The 17,860-nt window shown below is 71.0% G+C and carries 15 protein-coding genes and 1 pseudogene; 8 read left to right on the top strand and 8 right to left on the bottom strand.

The window, feature by feature from the left end:
• The 4 genes from ABD54_RS13430 to ABD54_RS28580 all read left to right on the top strand — a co-directional run bounded on the left by ABD54_RS13430 (nucleotide 1) and on the right by ABD54_RS28580 (nucleotide 4,916).
• Nucleotides 1–375 carry a hypothetical protein gene (locus ABD54_RS13430; RefSeq protein ID WP_235432053.1) on the top strand — a complete coding sequence of 125 codons (375 nt, stop codon included), beginning with the start codon at nucleotides 1–3 and terminating at the stop codon, nucleotides 373–375.
• Nucleotides 376–435: 60 nt separating this feature from the next.
• Nucleotides 436–933: a hypothetical protein gene (locus tag ABD54_RS13425; RefSeq protein WP_047869812.1), complete on the top strand. Its 498-nt coding sequence runs from the start codon at nucleotides 436–438 to the stop codon at nucleotides 931–933.
• Nucleotides 934–1,388: 455 nt separating this feature from the next.
• Nucleotides 1,389–1,958, top strand: a complete 570-nt coding sequence (locus ABD54_RS13420) for a hypothetical protein (protein WP_082166805.1) — start codon at nucleotides 1,389–1,391, stop codon at nucleotides 1,956–1,958.
• Nucleotides 1,959–3,401: 1,443 nt separating this feature from the next.
• Nucleotides 3,402–4,916 carry a hypothetical protein gene (locus tag ABD54_RS28580; protein ID WP_200904104.1) on the top strand — a complete coding sequence of 505 codons (1,515 nt, stop codon included), beginning with the start codon at nucleotides 3,402–3,404 and terminating at the stop codon, nucleotides 4,914–4,916.
• Nucleotides 4,917–5,003: 87 nt separating this feature from the next.
• Here the strand turns inward: ABD54_RS28580 and ABD54_RS13410 are convergent, their stop codons facing one another.
• Nucleotides 5,004–5,621 (bottom strand): hypothetical protein, encoded by a 618-nt coding sequence (locus ABD54_RS13410; RefSeq protein ID WP_047869811.1) that lies wholly within the window; start codon nucleotides 5,619–5,621, stop codon nucleotides 5,004–5,006.
• A gap of 388 nt (nucleotides 5,622–6,009) precedes the next feature.
• On the opposite strand from ABD54_RS13410, the gene ABD54_RS13405 reads away from it, so the two are divergent.
• Nucleotides 6,010–7,026 carry a DUF418 domain-containing protein gene (locus ABD54_RS13405; protein ID WP_235432052.1) on the top strand — a complete coding sequence of 339 codons (1,017 nt, stop codon included), beginning with the start codon at nucleotides 6,010–6,012 and terminating at the stop codon, nucleotides 7,024–7,026.
• 86 nt (nucleotides 7,027–7,112) lie between these two features.
• Here the strand turns inward: ABD54_RS13405 and ABD54_RS13400 are convergent, their stop codons facing one another.
• The gene (locus ABD54_RS13400) at nucleotides 7,113–7,889 is read right to left on the bottom strand and encodes a CPBP family intramembrane glutamic endopeptidase (RefSeq protein ID WP_047869809.1); all 777 of its coding nucleotides are present in this window, start codon (nucleotides 7,887–7,889) and stop codon (nucleotides 7,113–7,115) included.
• A 314-nt stretch (nucleotides 7,890–8,203) separates the two neighbouring features.
• Between ABD54_RS13400 and ABD54_RS13395 the strand changes: the two genes are divergently transcribed.
• Nucleotides 8,204–8,944, top strand: a complete 741-nt coding sequence (locus ABD54_RS13395; RefSeq protein WP_047869808.1) for a hypothetical protein — start codon at nucleotides 8,204–8,206, stop codon at nucleotides 8,942–8,944.
• 100 nt (nucleotides 8,945–9,044) lie between these two features.
• On the opposite strand, the gene ABD54_RS13390 is transcribed toward ABD54_RS13395, so the two are convergent.
• Entirely contained in the window at nucleotides 9,045–9,746 is a 702-nt protein-coding gene (locus tag ABD54_RS13390; protein WP_047869807.1) for a GntR family transcriptional regulator, read from the bottom strand.
• 115 nt (nucleotides 9,747–9,861) lie between these two features.
• Between ABD54_RS13390 and ABD54_RS13385 the strand changes: the two genes are divergently transcribed.
• Entirely contained in the window at nucleotides 9,862–11,028 is a 1,167-nt protein-coding gene (locus ABD54_RS13385; protein ID WP_047869806.1) for an enolase C-terminal domain-like protein, read from the top strand.
• A gap of 262 nt (nucleotides 11,029–11,290) precedes the next feature.
• Nucleotides 11,291–12,976 carry a DASS family sodium-coupled anion symporter gene (locus ABD54_RS13380; RefSeq protein ID WP_047869805.1) on the top strand — a complete coding sequence of 562 codons (1,686 nt, stop codon included), beginning with the start codon at nucleotides 11,291–11,293 and terminating at the stop codon, nucleotides 12,974–12,976.
• 66 nt (nucleotides 12,977–13,042) lie between these two features.
• Here the strand turns inward: ABD54_RS13380 and ABD54_RS13375 are convergent, their stop codons facing one another.
• From ABD54_RS13375 to ABD54_RS13355, 5 genes and pseudogenes are all read right to left on the bottom strand, one after another.
• Entirely contained in the window at nucleotides 13,043–14,089 is a 1,047-nt protein-coding gene (locus ABD54_RS13375; protein ID WP_047869804.1) for a MerR family transcriptional regulator, read from the bottom strand.
• Nucleotides 14,083–14,883: a HEAT repeat domain-containing protein gene (locus ABD54_RS13370; RefSeq protein WP_047869803.1), complete on the bottom strand. Its 801-nt coding sequence runs from the start codon at nucleotides 14,881–14,883 to the stop codon at nucleotides 14,083–14,085. Before ABD54_RS13370 ends, ABD54_RS13375 begins: the two co-directional genes overlap by 7 nt.
• Before the next feature lie 16 nt (nucleotides 14,884–14,899).
• A pseudogene (locus ABD54_RS13365) lies at nucleotides 14,900–15,388 on the bottom strand (LuxR C-terminal-related transcriptional regulator); the annotation flags it as partial.
• Nucleotides 15,389–15,534: 146 nt separating this feature from the next.
• Nucleotides 15,535–16,359 (bottom strand): SDR family NAD(P)-dependent oxidoreductase, encoded by an 825-nt coding sequence (locus ABD54_RS13360; protein ID WP_047869802.1) that lies wholly within the window; start codon nucleotides 16,357–16,359, stop codon nucleotides 15,535–15,537.
• Nucleotides 16,360–16,382: 23 nt separating this feature from the next.
• Nucleotides 16,383–17,705, bottom strand: a complete 1,323-nt coding sequence (locus tag ABD54_RS13355) for an MFS transporter (protein ID WP_047869801.1) — start codon at nucleotides 17,703–17,705, stop codon at nucleotides 16,383–16,385.
• Nucleotides 17,706–17,860: the final 155 nt, after the last annotated feature.

Below are 17,860 nucleotides of genomic sequence, written 5' to 3'. Positions count from 1 at the left end.
ATGACCGAAGAAGAGCAGGCCGGGCGGGACGAGTTCCGCCCCGAGTTCACGGGCGCCGAGCCCCGGTTCGCCGCCGACACCGACGGTCCGGTGCTGCACGTACCGGTGCTGCGGGAGGACGGGAGCGCGCTGGGCCGCCTCTGGGCTTCGCGGGACGGGGCCGCCGCGGGGTTCCTGCCAGTGCCCGGTCCGGCGGGGCTGAACGCCAAGGGCGCCTGGGTGCGCCGCCTGATCCTGGCCCGGGCCCGGGGGCTGGACGCCCTCGATGCGCTGGCAAGCTGGACCGGGGCCCCTCAGGACGACCGGGCCGGGGCGGTCCCGCCGGGGATCGTGCCCGAGCACGCCGACCGCCCGGACGGGATCCCTCCCCCCTGAGCCGGGCATGTCACCCGGTACCGCAGTGATAGCTGGAGACGAGAGGAAGCGGGGACGGCCATGGACGGTGGGTTCTCACCCGGGGACGGGTACCGAACGGACCGGGGCGGGGCGGAGCCCGACCCGTCCCGCGGGGCCGACGGCGCCGGGGGGACGGCGCGCGCGCCGGGCGCGGGGCAGGGGGCGTTCGACCGGTGGAGCGACGAGGCGCTGGCCCCCGTACTGGTCGGACGCTCCTACACACCGACCACCGCGGGGCCCGTGGTGTACCTCCCCGTGCACCGGGACGGCGGCCTCATCGGGTACCTGTGGGCCTCGGAGACCGAGGAGGCCAGTGACTTCCAGCCCCTCCTGCCGCCCGACACGGCGGGCAACGCCGCCCGGGGCTGGTGGACGATGGAGCACGTGCGCCTGCGCGGTGAGGGGCTGACCGCGCTGGAGGCGCTCCGGTCCTGCGCCGGGAGGGTCGACGACCCCCAGGGGGGACGGGTGGACGCCGACGCCCCCGAGTCCCGTGCCGCGAGCCTGGAGGAGCTGCGCGCACTGGCCCGCGGCTGAGAACACCGGCCCCGGGCACCGAGGAGGTCCGCCCCTCCCGGCCATCGGGCGGCACGGGCGGCACGGGCGCCGACGGGGCGGGGATGCCCGTGCGGTTCGGGTTCACGCCCATCCGGGGTTCAGATCCCCGGTCCGCCGCCCCCGAACGCCTCCGCAGTCAGGCCGAGGAGTTCCTCCGCGAAACCTGATCGACACCCCGGCATCTCCAATCCCCACGCTGTACCAGGCGCATGGTCCAGTAGGGCCGGGATGATCGCCTGCTCTGGGCAAGGCGGGCGGCCGAGGCCGCGTCAGACCCTGTATCGGTACGCTGAGGACACCTGTGCCACTCCTCAGCGATCGCCCACGGGACAACGAGCAAGGCTGACCGGCAGCCATACCGCCCGAGTACGCGTCCAACCAGCATGACCCTTTTGTCCTCCGGACACACCAGACCGAAGAAGGGACCTCCCACCATGCTCCTGCCCGCACTCGTGGCTCGCTCCTACGGAGACCTGACCTCCGACCAGGTGCGGTGGCTACACCAGGCACTCCAACTTGAAGAAGGAACGCCCCGTGCCGAGGGCTACGGGGCAAAGACGAGCATCGCGCACCGCACCTTCACCGATGACATGTCGGACCTGCTCGTCCTGGAGCTGGGACGCACTGGAGAGAACGGATGGCTCCTCTCCCTGTACTTCGAGGGGGAACGACCCTCGTCCGAGACCATCGAAAACCACCGAATGCAATTTCGCGCCCTCATCGATCAGCTTGGGCTCAGGCTCAGGGAGATCACTCCGGCTGCTACCGCCGATGAGGTCGCCGTCGTTTCCCCTCAACCCGACAACCTGGAAGGGGGCGTCGGTGTGTACTGGGACCTTCCCTACAAGGAGCTGGACCAGGCCTGGTTCCACCTCGGCCTGCGCAAGGACGCTCCCCGGGAGGTGAAGGAGGTCAAGCTGCGAGAGTTGATGCGCTTTCCGATCTGGTCCGTCGCCCCCGAGCCACTCCGCAGCCAGGCCGAGGAGTTCCTCCGCGAAACCTGACCACGGGGACAAAGGGTACCGCTCGGCCCTGCTTATCTAGCGGCACTTCCCAGTCCGCGCCTCCGCTGTTTACCTGCACCATCGAATGCCACCGGCGTGGTGTTCGTGGTGTGATCTTCCTGCCTAAGCCCAGCCGGACATGAAGGGCGTGCCTTATCTGGGGCACGGCACGCCTCCGCTTCAATACTCCCTGCCCCGCGGCCCCTCTCTAATCGGCGCTCTCGGTGCCCCAATCCCCAAAACCCCTGCGCTTTACCCAGTACCGGGTTCGCTGCTGAGCCCATGAGCCATTCCCCCGTCAAACCATCGCGCTACCTTCGGCTTCCCCACCGTTAGTGTCCCGCCCCCAGATATTAAAAGGAGAGGACGCCCGTGTCCCCGCGGTCGCCTGAACCAAACGAACAGCCCGCACCCAGTACGGAGCGATATGTCCCCCCACCCGTTCAGGACTCGCCGGAGCGGGAGCACCAGCAGCTGATCGGCGAGGCCCTGCTGAGCGACGACGGGCGCATCAGTCATACGCCCCAGGCCAAAACCATCGCCATCGAAGCTCTCGCTCAAAGGATGCGGACCCCAACAGCAGAGCTCGCCCTCGCGGCGTTTGGTCTGAACGTCGGGAGCGACATGCCACAGAGATTGGGCAATCACCAATACGTTCTCGTCCCCTACAACGAGCAGTACCCCTCCATGGGAGCCGATGTCCTCCACGTCGATGAACTCGACCCGGCCGACCCCAGACACGCTCCGGACAAAGTTATACGCATGGACCGGCCAGAGGCCGACACCCTGGTACGCCAGATCTCGGTCAGTGAAGTGATGGGTGCTTGGGCCTTCGGGTCCAACAACAACGCGCGCGTACTGGCGTTGCAGGAGGCCACGGAAGAAGAATTCGGCCTTCCCCGAGTCCTGGGATGGGACATGGACTCGAAGATGCGTGAAGACGTGGACAAAGAACTGGACTACAGCCGCAATGCGCTGCGGGACTTCGTGCGCACCCAGTATGAGATGACCCAGGAGCTCCTCGCCGAACGCGGAGTCTCAGAGCTGATCGGCTATCGGACCTTGACCTGGCCGGAGGGAGGACCCCGGCCCGACTGGGCCGACTTGAATGTCGGCTCCAGCTTCCAAGCACTTCGCCGACCGTTGGAGAGTTGGTCGGCGGACCGACAAATCGCCTCCGATTGGCTGGAGACCCGCGGAGGTCCTGGCGTAATCCTGATCGACCGCATGCCCGCACAGGACGTTCTATCTCTCCCCCTGACAGGGATGGGCTACCTCGGGCAAAAGGAATGGGTCGCGCTGCCCGGTGACCGCCCGAGCACGCTGGACGGTGTCTCCTTTGGAAGAGATCAGGAACTTGCCGCGGAGCGGACCGCGGCAAGCAGTGTCAACGTCGGGGGTCCTGCTCTAGGGGGTAACAAAACCGTCCTGGCGGAGGATCCGATGAGTCTCCCGGACGGGCAGGACCCGGGATTCGGCCCCCGATGGCAGCCGATCGAAATCACGGGCCAGCTCGACCCCGCCGATCCGTTCGACAGCCGGATGATCCGGGTCCTCGACGGTGAGGAGCCATACCCCGACTGGTGGCCGCGCGATGATTCCGGCTACGCCGTCACCAAACGCGACCTGGAGTTCCTCGGCATCAGCCCGGTCCAGATCAAGTGGCTCGCCGAGCGGGAGGCCCCGATGGGGATGACTCCGGAGCTCTACGAGCAGTTCGGGACGGAGATGCTGGAGGCACTGCGCCAGGACGGAGTGGACCCGTCCGCGGTGGACATCCGCCTCAAGGGAACCGGCGCCGGGTTCTTCTCGGGGATGCACAAGACCCTTCCCCGTGAGGAGGATCTGCCGGACAACCCGGAGGCGGCGCAGCGCCTTCAGGAGTGGTTCGGCGACAGCCGGGACCGCCCGCTGCGCCGCCCGCACGACGCGATGTGGCGCCTCGGCCTCGAGTCGGTGCCCAGCGACTTCGACCTCGACATCAACAGCACCCCCATGATCCGGGTCGCCCGCCAGCACTGGCGGGAGCACCACTCCGACCGCTATCCGGGCGACTTCATGGGCGGGCACGGGTACCTGGACAAGCAGGCGGTCAAGGGCGCCTTCCCGTCACTGGCCGAGTGGTCGAACAAGTGGGAGAAGAAGCTGGGACGGGAGCTCTCCCTCGGTGCCTTCGAGTCCAGCGGCCCCATCAACGCGACCAAGCTCGGCCGTACCATCTCCGGCCACTTCCGCGACAGCGACTGGATCATCCACAACACCGACAACCCCTGGCACGCGCCCGCTGAACCGCGTCGGCAGGTGGAGGCGGACGCGGGCGGGAAGGGGCCGGATCGTGCGCTGGCCGATCGGGTCCTTGTGAACGACCTGCTCGCGGAGCGCGGTCACCGTGAGGCCTCGCGGTTCGACATGCTCGTCACCGGCATGAGCCCCGAGGATGCCGATGCCGCGATCTCCGCGTGGGAGGCGCTGGGCAAGCCGGAGACCGCAGGGGAGCGCGAGGCCCGCCTCGGAGCTGGACAGACCACTCCGGAAGCCGCCCAGGGGAGGGCGCAGGAGCCGACCGCGACCCCGGAGCCCGCCAGGGAGCAGCCCTCCGGACTGACCGGAAACCCCGAAAACGCCCCGGAGCCCTCCCGCGAGTCCCCCGCTCCGTCCTCAAACGGGGAGAAGGCACCCGAACGCGACCAGGGCGCGGGCGGCCAGACCACGGCGAGGACGTCCAGCGCGATCTGGGGGACACCGCAACCGCGGTTGGAGTCGATGGCGGCGCAGCGTACCGAGTGGGCGCTCTACGACGACCTGCACGGTTACGGGCGCCGTCCCCGGACGCTGACGGTCAAGACGCCGTCCCAGGCGCCCGGCCCCTACGAGGCACTGCTGCACCCGAAGACCGGTGCGGCCTACGAACGCGATCAGCGCCAGGCCGAGACGGGCGACCGGGGGTACGGCGAGTGACGTACGAACACCCCGCGACCTTTCATCGCGGGGTGTTCTCGTCACGGACGACAACGGACCGTATTTCTCCCCGGATACCGTTCGGCCCTACTCGGCCTGGATCCAACTGCCGTTGGAGTCGAGCTGCCAGCCGTCATTGACCTCCGGCTCGTGGACGAACAGCTCGTTGCCCTGCATGACGGCGATCTCGGCGCGGGCGAAAGTTTGGGGTTCGTCCTCGATCATCTGCGAGAAAGCTACACGCACGGTGTTCTCGGCATCGTTCGGCGAGACCGCGCACGACATGGGCACCACCGCGGAACTGTAGTCCTCGCTGAGTTCCGAACTCTCGGGCTCTCCGGTCAGGAGGCCGGCTATGCGCTCTTCCATGGTGCCGCTGTTGCGTTCGGCCGTCTCCTCGACGTATGCGAGAAGACGGTCGAGACCACCCTCGGCGTACTCGAACTGGTATTCCACGGCGCACTGCGAGGGGTCCTCGGACTCGACCGAGGTGACGGTGATGGACTCGTACACACGGTTCTCGGCGTAGCCGTCGCTCAGCTCGAGCAGCTCATCGGGAACGCGGAACCCGATGCTCTGGGTCGGTTCAGTCACGGGCTCGGTGAAGTCGTAGACGGCCGTGCCGCCCGAGCACGCGGTCAGAGACAGCACGGCGGCCGCACTCGCGGCCGCGAGCACCTTGGTGGAGGCCTTGCTGGAGGTCACGGTGGGGGTCTCCTTGTTCCGACTGGAAATCCGGGGGTTTTCAATGCTGCCTAGTGTGTCGTACTGACACATCCCCCGATATTTTGGGCGTGGCACACCGAGTGCGCACCATCGGTTTCGAATACTCCGCAAAGGCCGGACCCCTGCGAGGACCGCCCTTCGTCCCTTGTCAGGCCACACGGCGGTCCAGAGTACGCGTATCTGATAATTTGCTGCCATGTGTGCTGGTAAACGAGCAGAAACGCCTGTACCGGGCACGATGGAGAACTCCGACGGGCGCCTACTCGTTCCGGACCTGGCGCGAGGGGTGATGCTGCTCCTCATTGCTGCGGCCAACGCCCATTACTGGTTTCGGCTGGACCCGAATGCGTCCGAAACCCATGAAAACTTGGTCTCGAACCTGCTGCACCTGCTGGTCGACGGGCGGGCCTACCCGCTCTTCGCGCTGCTGCTCGGCTTCGGCCTGGCGAGAACCGCACACGAATCCATCCGGGCGGACCTGGCCGCGGGCCTCGACCGCGAGCGGGCCGAACAGCGCGCCTCGGCGCTGCTGCGCGGGCGGGGCCTGTGGCTGCTGGCCTTCGGCGCCGTGCACGCCCTCGTCTTCCCCCAGGACATCCTGGGCGTCTACGGGCTCGTCACGGTGGCGGTCGCCGGTATCGTCGCCTCCCGCCGCTGGCGGTCCGCACTGCTGTGGGCCGTCCTCGTCTGCACGGTGTCCACGTTCTTCCTGGCGGTGGCCGGGCCCGAGGCGGTCCTGGCCCGCAGCCACGGTCTGGCGGCCCAGGCCCTGTTCGACGAGCGCCTCGTCGGGATCGCGGCCAACCTGGTGGTCTGGACCGTCGCGACACCGGCGACGGTGCTGTCGTCGATGGCGCTGCCCGGCGCGCTGCTCGGAGCATGGCTGGCGGGCCGGGGACCGATCGAGCGGCCGCACCGGCACCGGCGGGGGCTCTGCGGTGCGGTCCTGGTCGGACTCGTCGTACCCGCCGCGGCCCTCCCGGTGCTCTGGGTGAGCGTGGACGGCACCGGCGTCGTGGCGCGGGCCCTCACGGCCTGGCACCAGGGCCTGGCGGGACTGCTGGCCGGAGCCGCCTACCTGGCGCTCGTCGCCCTGGCCGCCTCACACCGCGCCACGGGGTCGGGGGTCCTCGGCCGAGCGCTGGCGGCCACCGGAAGGCGTTCTCTGTCGGCCTACCTGTCGCAGACCGTGCTTCTGGCGCTGGCGGCCGGGGCCCTGCGCGTGTGCGGCGTCGGGGAACTGGCCCTGGCCTGGCAGGTGTTCGTGGCGGCCGCCGTCTGGTCGGTGTCGGTACTCGCCTGTTCGCTCATGGAGCGGTACGGGGTCCGGGGACCCGCCGAGCGGGCGCTGCGCGGCCTGACGGCCGCGGGCGCGCGGCGGTGAGGCCTCCCCCGCCGCACCGGGCCGGTCCTGCTCCCTTGGTGGTTGGCCGGTACCGGCCAACCACCAAGGGGACGGCCGAGACGCGCTCACCCCGGCGAGGGGGCCCTCCCGCCGCGATCGTCGTCGTTACGCGCCGGGTACAGCACCGTCAGGACCGCGGCCGCGCCCACCAGCGCGGTGGAGAACACCAGGGGGGTCGCCATCGCCCCGACCAGGTAGACGGGCACCAGCACCGAGGCGAGGTTGAACAGCGCGTGCAGCACGACCACCGGCCAGAGCCTGCCCACGTGCTCGTGGACGAAGGCCAACAGCATTCCCAACGGCAGTGCCACGGCGATCTGCACGAGGTTGCCGTGCAGAGCGGCGAACACCGCCGAGCTGACCAGTGCCGAGGCCAGTACCGGCCAGCGGCGCCGCAGCAGCGGGTAGACCAGACCGCGCATGAGGGCTTCCTCGCCCGCCGGAGCGGCCACGACCAGGGCGAACAGCAGCAGCGCCACCGGCACCGCGTTCTGGGCGCTCTGCGCGGCGTCGAAGACGGGTGACCCGTACTCGGCGTAGAGCCACACGGCCAGCGTCTGGCCTCCGAGGAAGCACGTCACCAGCCCGAGGAGGACGAACACCCAGAACTGGGTCTCCCGTGCCTGCTCCGAGACACGGCTGGACGACCACGCCCCGGGGGCCCAGCGCCCCCAGGCCGCGACCGCGCCGAACACCACGGGGCCGGAGACGGCCGTGCCGAGCACCGGCGAACCCGAGAGCAGCCCCACCGTGAACGACACGGTGACGTAGAGGATGAGCCCCCCGGCGCACTGGGCGAGGATCGCCGCCCAGGAGTGGGAACGGCCACCGCGGGCACTCACGTGTACTTCCGGCAAGCGGGTCTCGTCGCCGACGGGGTTCTTCGGTTCACCACAGCGGTTCGTCCATTCCTTACTCTTTACAGCCAGATGTCATGATGGCGTTGATCGTTCTCTTGAAAGGTGAATATCCAGGCGTCTTCTTCTCGGTGGAAAGAGGGATCACCACCGTGTCGGCACCGTCCACGGAACCGGTGGGTGCGCCTCGGCGTCCACCGTCGTGACGGCGCAGCGGACCGGAGGAGCGAACACGCCACGACAGCACGCCGCACGGCCGTCACGGCGCGGCGCACGTGGAAGAACGCGAGGGGAAGACGATGGCGGACGTGGACGACGAGGCGGACCGGAACCCGGACCGGGCTCCCGGGGAGAGGGACTCGGCCGCCCCCGGCGAGGACCGCGTGTCCGAGGACGGTGGCGCGGGCAGCGAGGGACGCGTGTCCGGGGACGGTACCGGTGACGCCGGGGAGCTGGCCGAGGACCTGGTACCCACACGGCTGCCCGCGCTCGCCGTGGTCCTGGCGTTCCTCGCCCCGCCGGCGGGAGCGGTGCTGGGCCACCTCGCGGTGCGGCGCACCTACTGGCGGCGCGGCCTGTCGCGGCTGGCGATCACGGCCGGATGGACCATGACGGTCTTGAGCGCCTGTGGAGTGCTGCTCTACCTGGGCTACCGGGAGGAGGAGGCCCGGATCGAGGCGCTGGCGGCGGCCGAGGAGCGGGCCCGGGAGCAGATGCGCCAGGCGGTCGCCGGGAGCCCCAGCACGGGGCTCCTCGACGAGGAGTTCTGCCGGGTGCTGAGCGAGGTCGCCGAGACCGCGCCCGCCACCGGGTTCGTCACCGGTCCTGAGCAGATCGACAGCGCGATGGTCGAAGGCTACGGAACCCTGGGGCGGACCGACACCCCCAACGCCCAGGTCTACGACGACTACGCGGAGTACCTGGTCTCGTTCTCCGAGCACGACGTGGACGAGCACGTCGCCCACGCGGAGGACCTCCAACAGGCGGTCAACGACGATGTGCTGGCCTGCCTTCCCCTCGTGGACGAGACCCTGGAGTAGCGCCCGCCGGGACGGGTGGCGTCCTCCCGCCCGCCCCGCACGGGGCGAGCCGTGAGGGCTTCCGGTAGCGGTGGTACACGGGGTCGGCGCTCCGGCGGTCTCAGACCGAGCGCTCGGCGATGGGGTGGTAGGCGCGTTCCCTGCCTTCGAGGGTGTCCGTGACCACGGCTCCGAGGCTGTTGCGGATGTGGGAGCGCACCAGTCCGGCCGCGGCGGCGCCGTCGCCGATGGCGACGAGCTCCAGGATCTCGTGGTGCTGGTTGAGGTCGAGGGTGCGCGGCTCGGCGCCCGCGGGCAGCTCCAGCCCGATCCGCCGGTACCGGTCGGCCTTGTCCCACAGGTCGTCCAGGAGCCTGGTCATCACACTGTTGTGCGAGGCGGCGTAGATCGCCCGGTGGAAGGCCCGGTGCGCCGCGATGGCCTCCTCCCCCCAGGTACGGGTGACCGGCAGGAGTTCGTCGGCCGCCGCCCTCATCGCGGCGATGTCGCGTTCGGTGCGGCGCATCGCGGCCAGCTCGGTGGCGGAGGGCTCCAGCGAGAAACGGGCCTCCAGCAGCTCGCGCGCCTCGGTGGCGCTCATGGGCGCCACGCGCACGTCCCGGTGGGTGTCCATCACGACCCAGTCCTCGCTGGCCAGCCGCCTGACCGCCTCGCGCAGGGGCGTGATGCTCATCCCCATCTCCTCCGCCAGTTCGTACTGCGGCAGGCGTGAGCCCGGGGCGAGCTCACCGGAGGTGATGCGGCGGCGCAGCTCGGTGTAGGCCAGCCCGCCCTTGCTGGAGAAGACGTTCGCGCCGGTCATCGTGACCTCTCTCACCAGAATCCCGCTCACGGTCTTGTGACCCCCGTCTCGGCCAGTATAGGCTCCGCATAACTTATAAGGGACTTATAAGACCAAGTCCGACAGGAAGAGACCCATGCGAATCGTTTCCGCCCACGTCGGCACCATCCCGATCAGCTCGTCGATGCGCAACGCGTACATCGACTTCAGCAGGATGGACTGCACGATCCTGGCGCTGGTCAGTGACGTGGTGGTCGACGGCAGACCCCTGGTGGGTTACGGCTTCAACTCCAACGGCCGGTACAACGCCACGGCCATCCTGAACGAGCGGATGCTGCCGCGGCTGCGCGGCGCCGCCCCGGAGGATCTGCTGGACGGGAACGGCGAGCTCTCGCCCGCCCGGGCGTGGGACGTCATGATGCGCAACGAGAAGCCGGGCGGACACGGTGAACGCTCCGTCGCCGTCGGCGTGGTGGACATGGCGCTGCACGACCTCGCCGCCAAGGCCGCGGGGGTGCCGCTGTACCGGTGGATCTCCGACCACTACGGCGACGGCGACCCCGACGAGGACGTGTTCGTCTACGCCGCCGGCGGCTACTACGCGCCCGGCAAGACCCTGGAGGACCTCCGGGACGAGATGCGGGGCTTCCTCGACGCCGGGTACGAGGTCGTCAAGATGAAGATCGGCGGCGCCGACCTGGCCGAGGACCTCAGGCGCATCGAGGCGGTCATCGACGTCTTGGGCGGCGACGGGTCCCGGCTGATGGTGGACGTCAACGGCAAGTTCGACCTGCGGACCGCGCTGGAGTACGGCCGGGCCATCGACCGGTACGGCCTCTTCTGGTACGAGGAGGTAGGCGACCCGCTGGACTACGCCCTGAACGCGACGCTGTCGGAGGACTACCGCAACCCCATCGCGACCGGCGAGAACCTGTTCTCCCTCCAGGACGCCCGGAACCTGATCCGCTACGGCGGGATGCGCCCGGACCGCGACTTCGTCCAGGTCGACCCGGCGCTGAGCTACGGGCTGACGGAGTACCGCCGGGTCCTGGACATGCTCGCCCGGCACGGCTGGTCCTCCCGCCGGTGCATCCCGCACGGCGGGCACCAGTTCTCGCTGCACATCGCCGCCGCCCTCAAGCTCGGCGGCAACGAGTCCTACCCCGGGGAGTTCCAGCCCACGGGCGGCTTCGCCGACGACGCGGTGGTCACCCGCGGGCGTGTGGCGCCGGGCGACTTCCCGGGCATCGGGCTCGAAGGCAAGGCGGAGTTCTACCAGGTCCTGCGGGACCTGCACGGCTGACCGCCCGGGAAGGGCGGCTCCCGCGACGGTCGCGGACACGGGGGGCCGCCGTCCCCGCGCACGACCGCTCCGAGGCGGCGTGAACGGCCGTCCCGGCCACGGGCACCGACGACGGAGCCGGTGCCGCGACCGGCGACGGTCCCCTGTTTCCCTCGCGGAGTCCCCAAGGCCCCGTTCCACCGGCCGGTGCCGACCCGCGTACCCCCCGAACCGGTCCCCCGCCGCGCTCCGCGCCGGGCGGGGGCCAGAAGAAGGTGCAGTGATGGCAACCTCTTACCCGTACTCCCTGTGGGAGAGCCTGTGGGCGTCGCACAGGGACGTCAAAGGGCTCCTGACTTTCTCCGGACGCGGGAGGTCGCGACGGACCGAGCCGGCGGCCTCCGGCGGCGGGTCCGCCGCCGCCCATGACGGCCCCGAGGCCGCGGGACCGGCCGCGGAGTCCGGCGACCCCGGTCCCGGTCCCGGCCCCGGCTACACGCCCGCGCGCGTCACCGGGCTGGTGCTCGGTCCGCTGCTGTTCGTGCTGACGCTCGTGTTCTTCGAGCCCGAAGGGCTCTCCTCGGCGGGGCGGGCGGTCCTCGCCACCACCCTCTGGGTCGCGACCTGGTGGATCACCGAGGCGATACCCATCCCGGTCACCTCCCTGCTCCCGGTGGCGCTCCTGCCGCTGACCGGCGCGCTGGAGGGCGACGCCGTGGTCGCGGCGTACGGCAACGACATCATCTTCCTGTTCCTGGGAGGGTTCTCGCTCGCGATCGCGATGGAGAAGTGGAACCTCCACCAGCGCATCGCCCTCTCGATCGTCGCGGCGATCGGCACGAGTCCGCGCCGCATCGTCCTCGGCTTCATGGTCGCGACGGGCTTCCTGTCGATGTGGGTCTCCAACACGGCCGCCACGATGATGATGATCCCCGTCGGGCTGGCGGTCGTGTACCAGGCCTCCCGTTCGCTGCGGGGCGGGGAGTTCGCCGACGACCTGCCCAGGTTCGAGAAGTCCGTGGTCTTCGGCATCGGCTACGCGGCCACCATCGGCGGCCTCGGCACGCTCATCGGGACACCGCCGCTGGCCGTCCTCTCGGCGACCACCGGTGAGCTCTTCGGCGAGAGCGTCTCGTTCGGCGGCTGGATGCTGTTCGGTGTCCCGCTCGCCGTCGTCCTCCTCGCCATCGCGTGGTTCTACCTGACGGGCGTCAAGCTCAGGGTCCGGTTCAAGCAGCTTCCCGGCGGCAGGGAGATCATCCGGGAGGAGAGGAGGTCCCTCGGCCGGATGTCCACCGAGGAGAAGCTCGTGCTCGGTGTCTTCCTCTGCACGGCGTTCATGTGGGTGACCCGGTCGTTCCTGTGGGAGGGCCTTCTTCCGGGGATCAGCGACGGGGTGATCGCGATCGTCGCGACGGTGGTCCTGTTCACGCTGCCGACCCGCGGCGCCCGGGAGAGGAGGATCCTCCAGTGGGAGGACTCCAGGAGGATCCCCTGGGGGATCCTCCTGCTGTTCGGCGGCGGGCTGGCCATCGCCGCGGGGTTCGTGGACACCGGCCTCTCCGCGTGGATCGGCGAGCAGCTACGCGTGCTCGACGGGGTCGACGTGATCCTGACCGTCGTCATCGCCACCGCGCTCGTGCTGTTCCTGACGGAGATCACCTCGAACGCCGCGACGGCGACGATGATCCTCCCGGTCATGGCGGCCCTCGCCGTCTCCCTGAACATCCACCCGTACGCGCTGATGGTCCCCTGCGCGATGGCCGCGAACTGCGCGTTCATGCTCCCGGTGGGCACCCCTCCGAACGCGATCATGTTCGGCACCGGCAGGGTGACGATCATGGAGATGGTCAGGAGCGGGTTCTGGCTGAACCTCATCGCCCTCGCCCTCGTGATCGCGGGGACGCTGTTCCTGCTTCCGCCGCTGTGGGGGATCGACCTGATGACCCTTCCCGCCGCGTTCCGGTGAGCGGTGCGTCCGGTTCCGGCGGAGCGCGCCCGGAACCGGGCGCGCCGGTGCCCCGGCGGCGCGCTCTCAGGAGCCCTCTTCGGCCCGGCCCTCCCCCTCCCCGGAGGACCGCTCCCGGAGGGTCGCGGCCAGGGCCGAGGCGACGAGGGCGACGGCGGGGTCCCCGTCGCGGGCCAGCCGGTCCAGGGTCCGGCGCACGGCGGTCCCCCCGATCTCGAACAGAGCCTGGACGAGACGGATCCGTGTCGCGGATTCCGCGTCGGGTGCGGCGAGCTCATCGGTCAGGGCGGCCGTGATCCGGTCCGCGCACACGGGGTCCCGGGACAGCCCTCCAAGCGCCTCCGCCGCCTCCACGTCCCTGCGGCCGTCGACCACCATGCCGACCAGCGCGGGTACGGCCTCGGCCTCGCCGTACCCGGCCAGGGCCAGGGCGGCGTGCCCGACCACCACGGGGTCCGGATCCCCGAGGGCGTCCGCGAGCACCGCGGTGACCCCCGGGGCCCCGGGCATCCCGGCGACCGCCAGCACCGCGCGCCGCCGGACGTCGGGGTCCCGCGACCGCGCACCGGCCGCCAGAGTCGCCACGCCGTCGCCGCCCGACCGGGTGAGCGCCCAGCGCAGGGCGCCCGCGACGTGGGGGTCGGACTCGGCCAGGACCGCCCCGGCCAGCAGTTCGGCGGGGACCGACGCGTCCCCCGGCCGGGACAGGACGGCCTGCTGCCTGCGCGCGGCGCTGGTCGCGTCGAGCCCCCGCATGAGTTCGACGACGCCCAGGACGTCCTGCCAGTCGGCGGGCTCCGACGCGTCGATCGCGCGGAGCCGATCGAGCAGTTCCCGTTCCCGGGCCAGGCGCTCCCGCGTCCACCGGATGAGGTCGCCCACCAGGGCGGAGGGGGTGAAGGCCGGATCCTCCAGCGCCCGCCCGATCTGCTTGAGCGAGAGCCCGAGGGTCCGCAGGCTCTCCACCTGGAAGATCCTGCGGACGTCCTCGTCGGAGTACTCGCGGTAGCCGCCGGCGGTACGGCCCGTCGGCCTCACCAGCCCCAGGGCGTCGTAGTGGCGGAGCATCCGGGTGCTCACCCCGGAGCGGCGGGCCACGTCACCGATCAGCAATACCCGTCCTCCGTGTCCCCGGCGGCCACCGCCGTCTCGGACTCCCCCGCCGTCTCGGCGGCCTCCAGCGCCCCGGTGCCCGCCGACGCGACCGCGGCGGCGGCAGCGGCGGCCCGCTCCGGACCGAGCGCGACCACCCGTCCGGCCTCCTCGACGGCGGCGTCGAAACCGCTCTCCGGGTCCCGCCGGAGCAGCTCGGTGGCACGGGCGTGCGCCGCCACCGCCGGGTCGGGGTCCTCCGCCGCCCTCTCCAGAGCGGGCGCGACCACGTCACCGAGGTCGACGAGGGCCCGGCTCAGGCTCAGCCGCACGTCGCGGTCACCGCGACCGAGTTGGAGGACCAGCTCACCGGCCAGGCCCCTCCTCTCCTCGTCGTCCTCGGGCACGAGGGCGACCGCGACGCGCCACGCGGTCCGCGCGACCCGGTCGTCGGCGTCGCGCAGCATGTCGCGGGTGATCCAGGTCCGCGTGCTCCCGTCACCGATCTTGGAGAGCAGGTGCAGGGCCTGGCTGCGGGCCTGGACGCGCTCGGAGACGAGCTCCCGGCGGATCCGCGGCAGGACGGTCTCCGGCGGGAGTCGGGTCAGCGCCCAGGACAGCATGTCCCGTACGAAGAAGTCGGGCTCGACCGCGCAGCGCTCGACGAGCGGCTCCAGCAGCGAGGGGTCGGGGTCGGACCCGGCCGCCAGGGCGGCCTGGAGCCGGACCGACGTGTTCCGGGCGGACAGGGCGCCGGCGACGCGGGCGTTCTTGGGGGTCGTGTCGGCAGCGTTGATCGGAACCACCTCCTGCACCCGAGTGAAGACCCTGTCACCGTGTCAGGGTCAAGCCCGTGCGGCGAACGGCGTGCGCCCGGCGCGGGGGCCAGGTCACCAGCCCCTGCCGGTAGGCGTACACCACGGCCTGGACTCGGTCGCGCGGGTCGAGTTCGGTGAGGATGCGCGAGACGAAGGTCTTCACGGTCTCCTGGCTGGTGAACAGGCTCGCGGCGATCCCGCCGTTGGACAGGCCGTTGGCGATCAGACGCAGGACCTCCGGCTCGCGCGGGGTCAGCCGGGCGTCGGCCGCGGCGGCGTCGGGGGGCCGGATCCGGGCGGCGTACCCGACCACGAGCTGCCGCGCGACCTCGGGGTCCAGCAGCGCCGCGCCGGTGGCCACCGTGCGGATGCCGTGCGGGGGCTGGGCCGGGGGCGCGGCCTTGAGCGGGAACCCGCTGGCGCCCGCGCGCAGCGCCTCGCAGACGTACTCGTCGGGGTTGAACGTCGCGACCACCAGGACCTCGACGGGGCGGTCCGCCCCGGCCCGCGGACCGGTGCCCGCGCGGGCGGACCCCGGACCGCGTGCCGCTCCCGGAGGCGCAGGGGGTTCCGGAGTCCCCGCGCGGTCCGGGAACCGGGGAGGCGCACCTGGACGGTGGGCGCCTCCCCGGAGCCGTGTCCGGATCCTCAGACGGGCCCGTCCCGCAGGCCCGAGGTGATCCGGTGGTAGAGGCCGCCGGAGGTCAGGCCGCCGTCGACGACCAGTTCGGCCCCCGTCACGTACCGGGAGGCCTCCGACAGCAGGAACAGGACGACGTCGGCGACCTCGCCGGGTTCGGCCACCCGGCCCGCGGGCACCGAGCGCAGGCTCTCCTCGACGAAGTCGTCGGTCCCCGAGCGCAGCAGCGGGGTGTCCACCAGCCCGGGGTGCAGGGAGTTCACCCGCACGCCCCAGGGCGCGAACTCCAGCGCGCCCACCTTGCTCAGGCCGCGCACGCCCCACTTGCTCGCGCCGTAGGAGGCGGAGAAGTAGCCGGTCATCCCGGCGATGGAGGACACGTTGACCACCGAGGCCGACCCCGACTCGCGCAGCAGCGGTGCCATGGACCGCATGCCGTAGAACACGCTGGACAGGTTGACGTCGAGCACGCGGCGCCAGTCCTCGTCCGTGGTGTCGGCGATCCCGAAGCGGTGGCTGACCCCGGCGTTGTTGACCAGCCCGTCCAGGCGTCCGCCGTCCTCGTCCGCGATCCGGTCGCGCAGGCGCGCCCAGTCGTCCGGGTCGGCGGCGTCCAGGCGGGCGAACCGGGCCGCCGCGCCCAGCTCACCGATCCGACGGGCCGTGTCCTCGCCGCGCTCCGCGTCCAGGTCCGCCACCCAGACCCGGGCGCCCTCGCGTCCCAGTGCCAGGGCCTCGGCCCTGCCCATGCCGCCCGCGGCGCCCGTCACCAGGACGACTCGCCCGGCCAGTCCGTGTCCGGTCCCGCCGCTCGTCGCGTCCGCTGTCCGCATGTCCCGTCCTCCTCTCAGTCGATTCAGTCGATGGGCAGTTCGGTGCCGCGCGTCTCGGTGACGAACAGGACGGCCACCAGCGTCACCAGGGCGGTGAGGACGAAGTAGCCGGCGGGCGCCAGCGGTTGGCCGGTGGCGCTGATCAGCCAGGTCGCGATGAAGGGCGCGGTGCCGCCCAGGAAGGTGTTGGTGACGTTGTTGCCGAGCGCGATCCCGCTGTAGCGGGTGGAGGCGCTCAGCATCTCGGCATAGGTGACGAACGAGGCGCCGTTGACGACCGAGACGCACACGAACAGCACCGTCTGGCCCACGATCGCGGCCCAGGCCGGGCCGGCGGACATCATCATGAACATCGGGAAGCCCAGGAGCGCGGCCCCGACGCTGCCGATGAGGATGACCTTCTTGCGGCCGATGGTGTCGGCCAGGTAGCCCGAGAGCGGCAGGGTGGCGGCGCCGACGACCATGGCGACCGAGGTCGAGGCGAAGGCCAACTGGGCGGAGTGCCCGGCGGTGGTCTGGAGGTAGGTGGCCGCGTACACCGAGACGATGTAGTAGCCGCCGGTGATCACCGCGCCCAGGCCGATGATCTTCAGCACGGACCGCCAGTTGGTGACCAGCAGGGTCCGGATCGGCATGCGCTCGGTCTCGCCCTTGTCCTCCAACTGCTTGAACTGCGGGGTGTCGTCCAGGTGGCTGCGGATGTAGAGGCCGATGACGCCGATGGGCAGGCTGAGCAGGAACGGCAGGCGCCACGCCCAGTCCAGCATCTGCTGCTCGGTGAAGGCCGTGGTGAAGGCGAGCGCCACCAGCGAGGCGAACAGCGAGCCGAAGTAGGTCCCCGAGTTGACCAGGGAGGTCTGGGTGGCCCGCCAGCGCGCCGGGGCGGACTCGGCCACGAAGGCGTTGGCGCCGCCGAGTTCGCCGCCCGCCGCGAAGCCCTGGACGCAGCGGCACAGGACCAGCAGGACGGTCGCCCACACGCCGAGCGTGTAGTAGTTGGGCAGCACTCCGATGGCGGCGGTGGCCAGGACCATCAGCAGGATGGTCCAGGACAGGGCCCGCTTGCGCCCGTAGCGGTCCCCGATGTGGCCGAAGAGGATGCCGCCGGGCACGCGCATGAAGAACGCGACGGCGAAGGCCGCGAACGTGCCCAGCAGGGCCGCCGTCGGGTCCTCCGAGACGAAGAAGAGCATCGCCACGAACGTGGCCATGTAGCCGTAGATGCCGAAGTCGTAGTACTCGACGACGGTGCCGATGACCGCCGCGCGGATGACCTTCATCCGCGACTGGAAGCCCGCCTCCGGCGCCGGTGCGGGTCCGGACTCCGGCTGCTGGTGGAGTGACATGCTGCCTCCCTGGGGAGAGGGTCGGATCGGTGTGTGCGCCGCCCGATCCCGTGGTCGTGGGGGATCGCGGGGGGCCGGGGCGCGTGCTGTCGACTGCCGGGAGGGCAGCGGGAGCGGTGCGCCGAGGGGACCGCGTGAAGCGTCCGGTGCGGTGG

Source organism: Nocardiopsis sp. RV163 (assembly GCF_001029525.1).
Taxonomy (GTDB): Bacteria; Actinomycetota; Actinomycetes; order Streptosporangiales; family Streptosporangiaceae; genus Nocardiopsis; species Nocardiopsis dassonvillei.
This window is presented reverse-complemented; position numbering and strand designations above follow the sequence as displayed.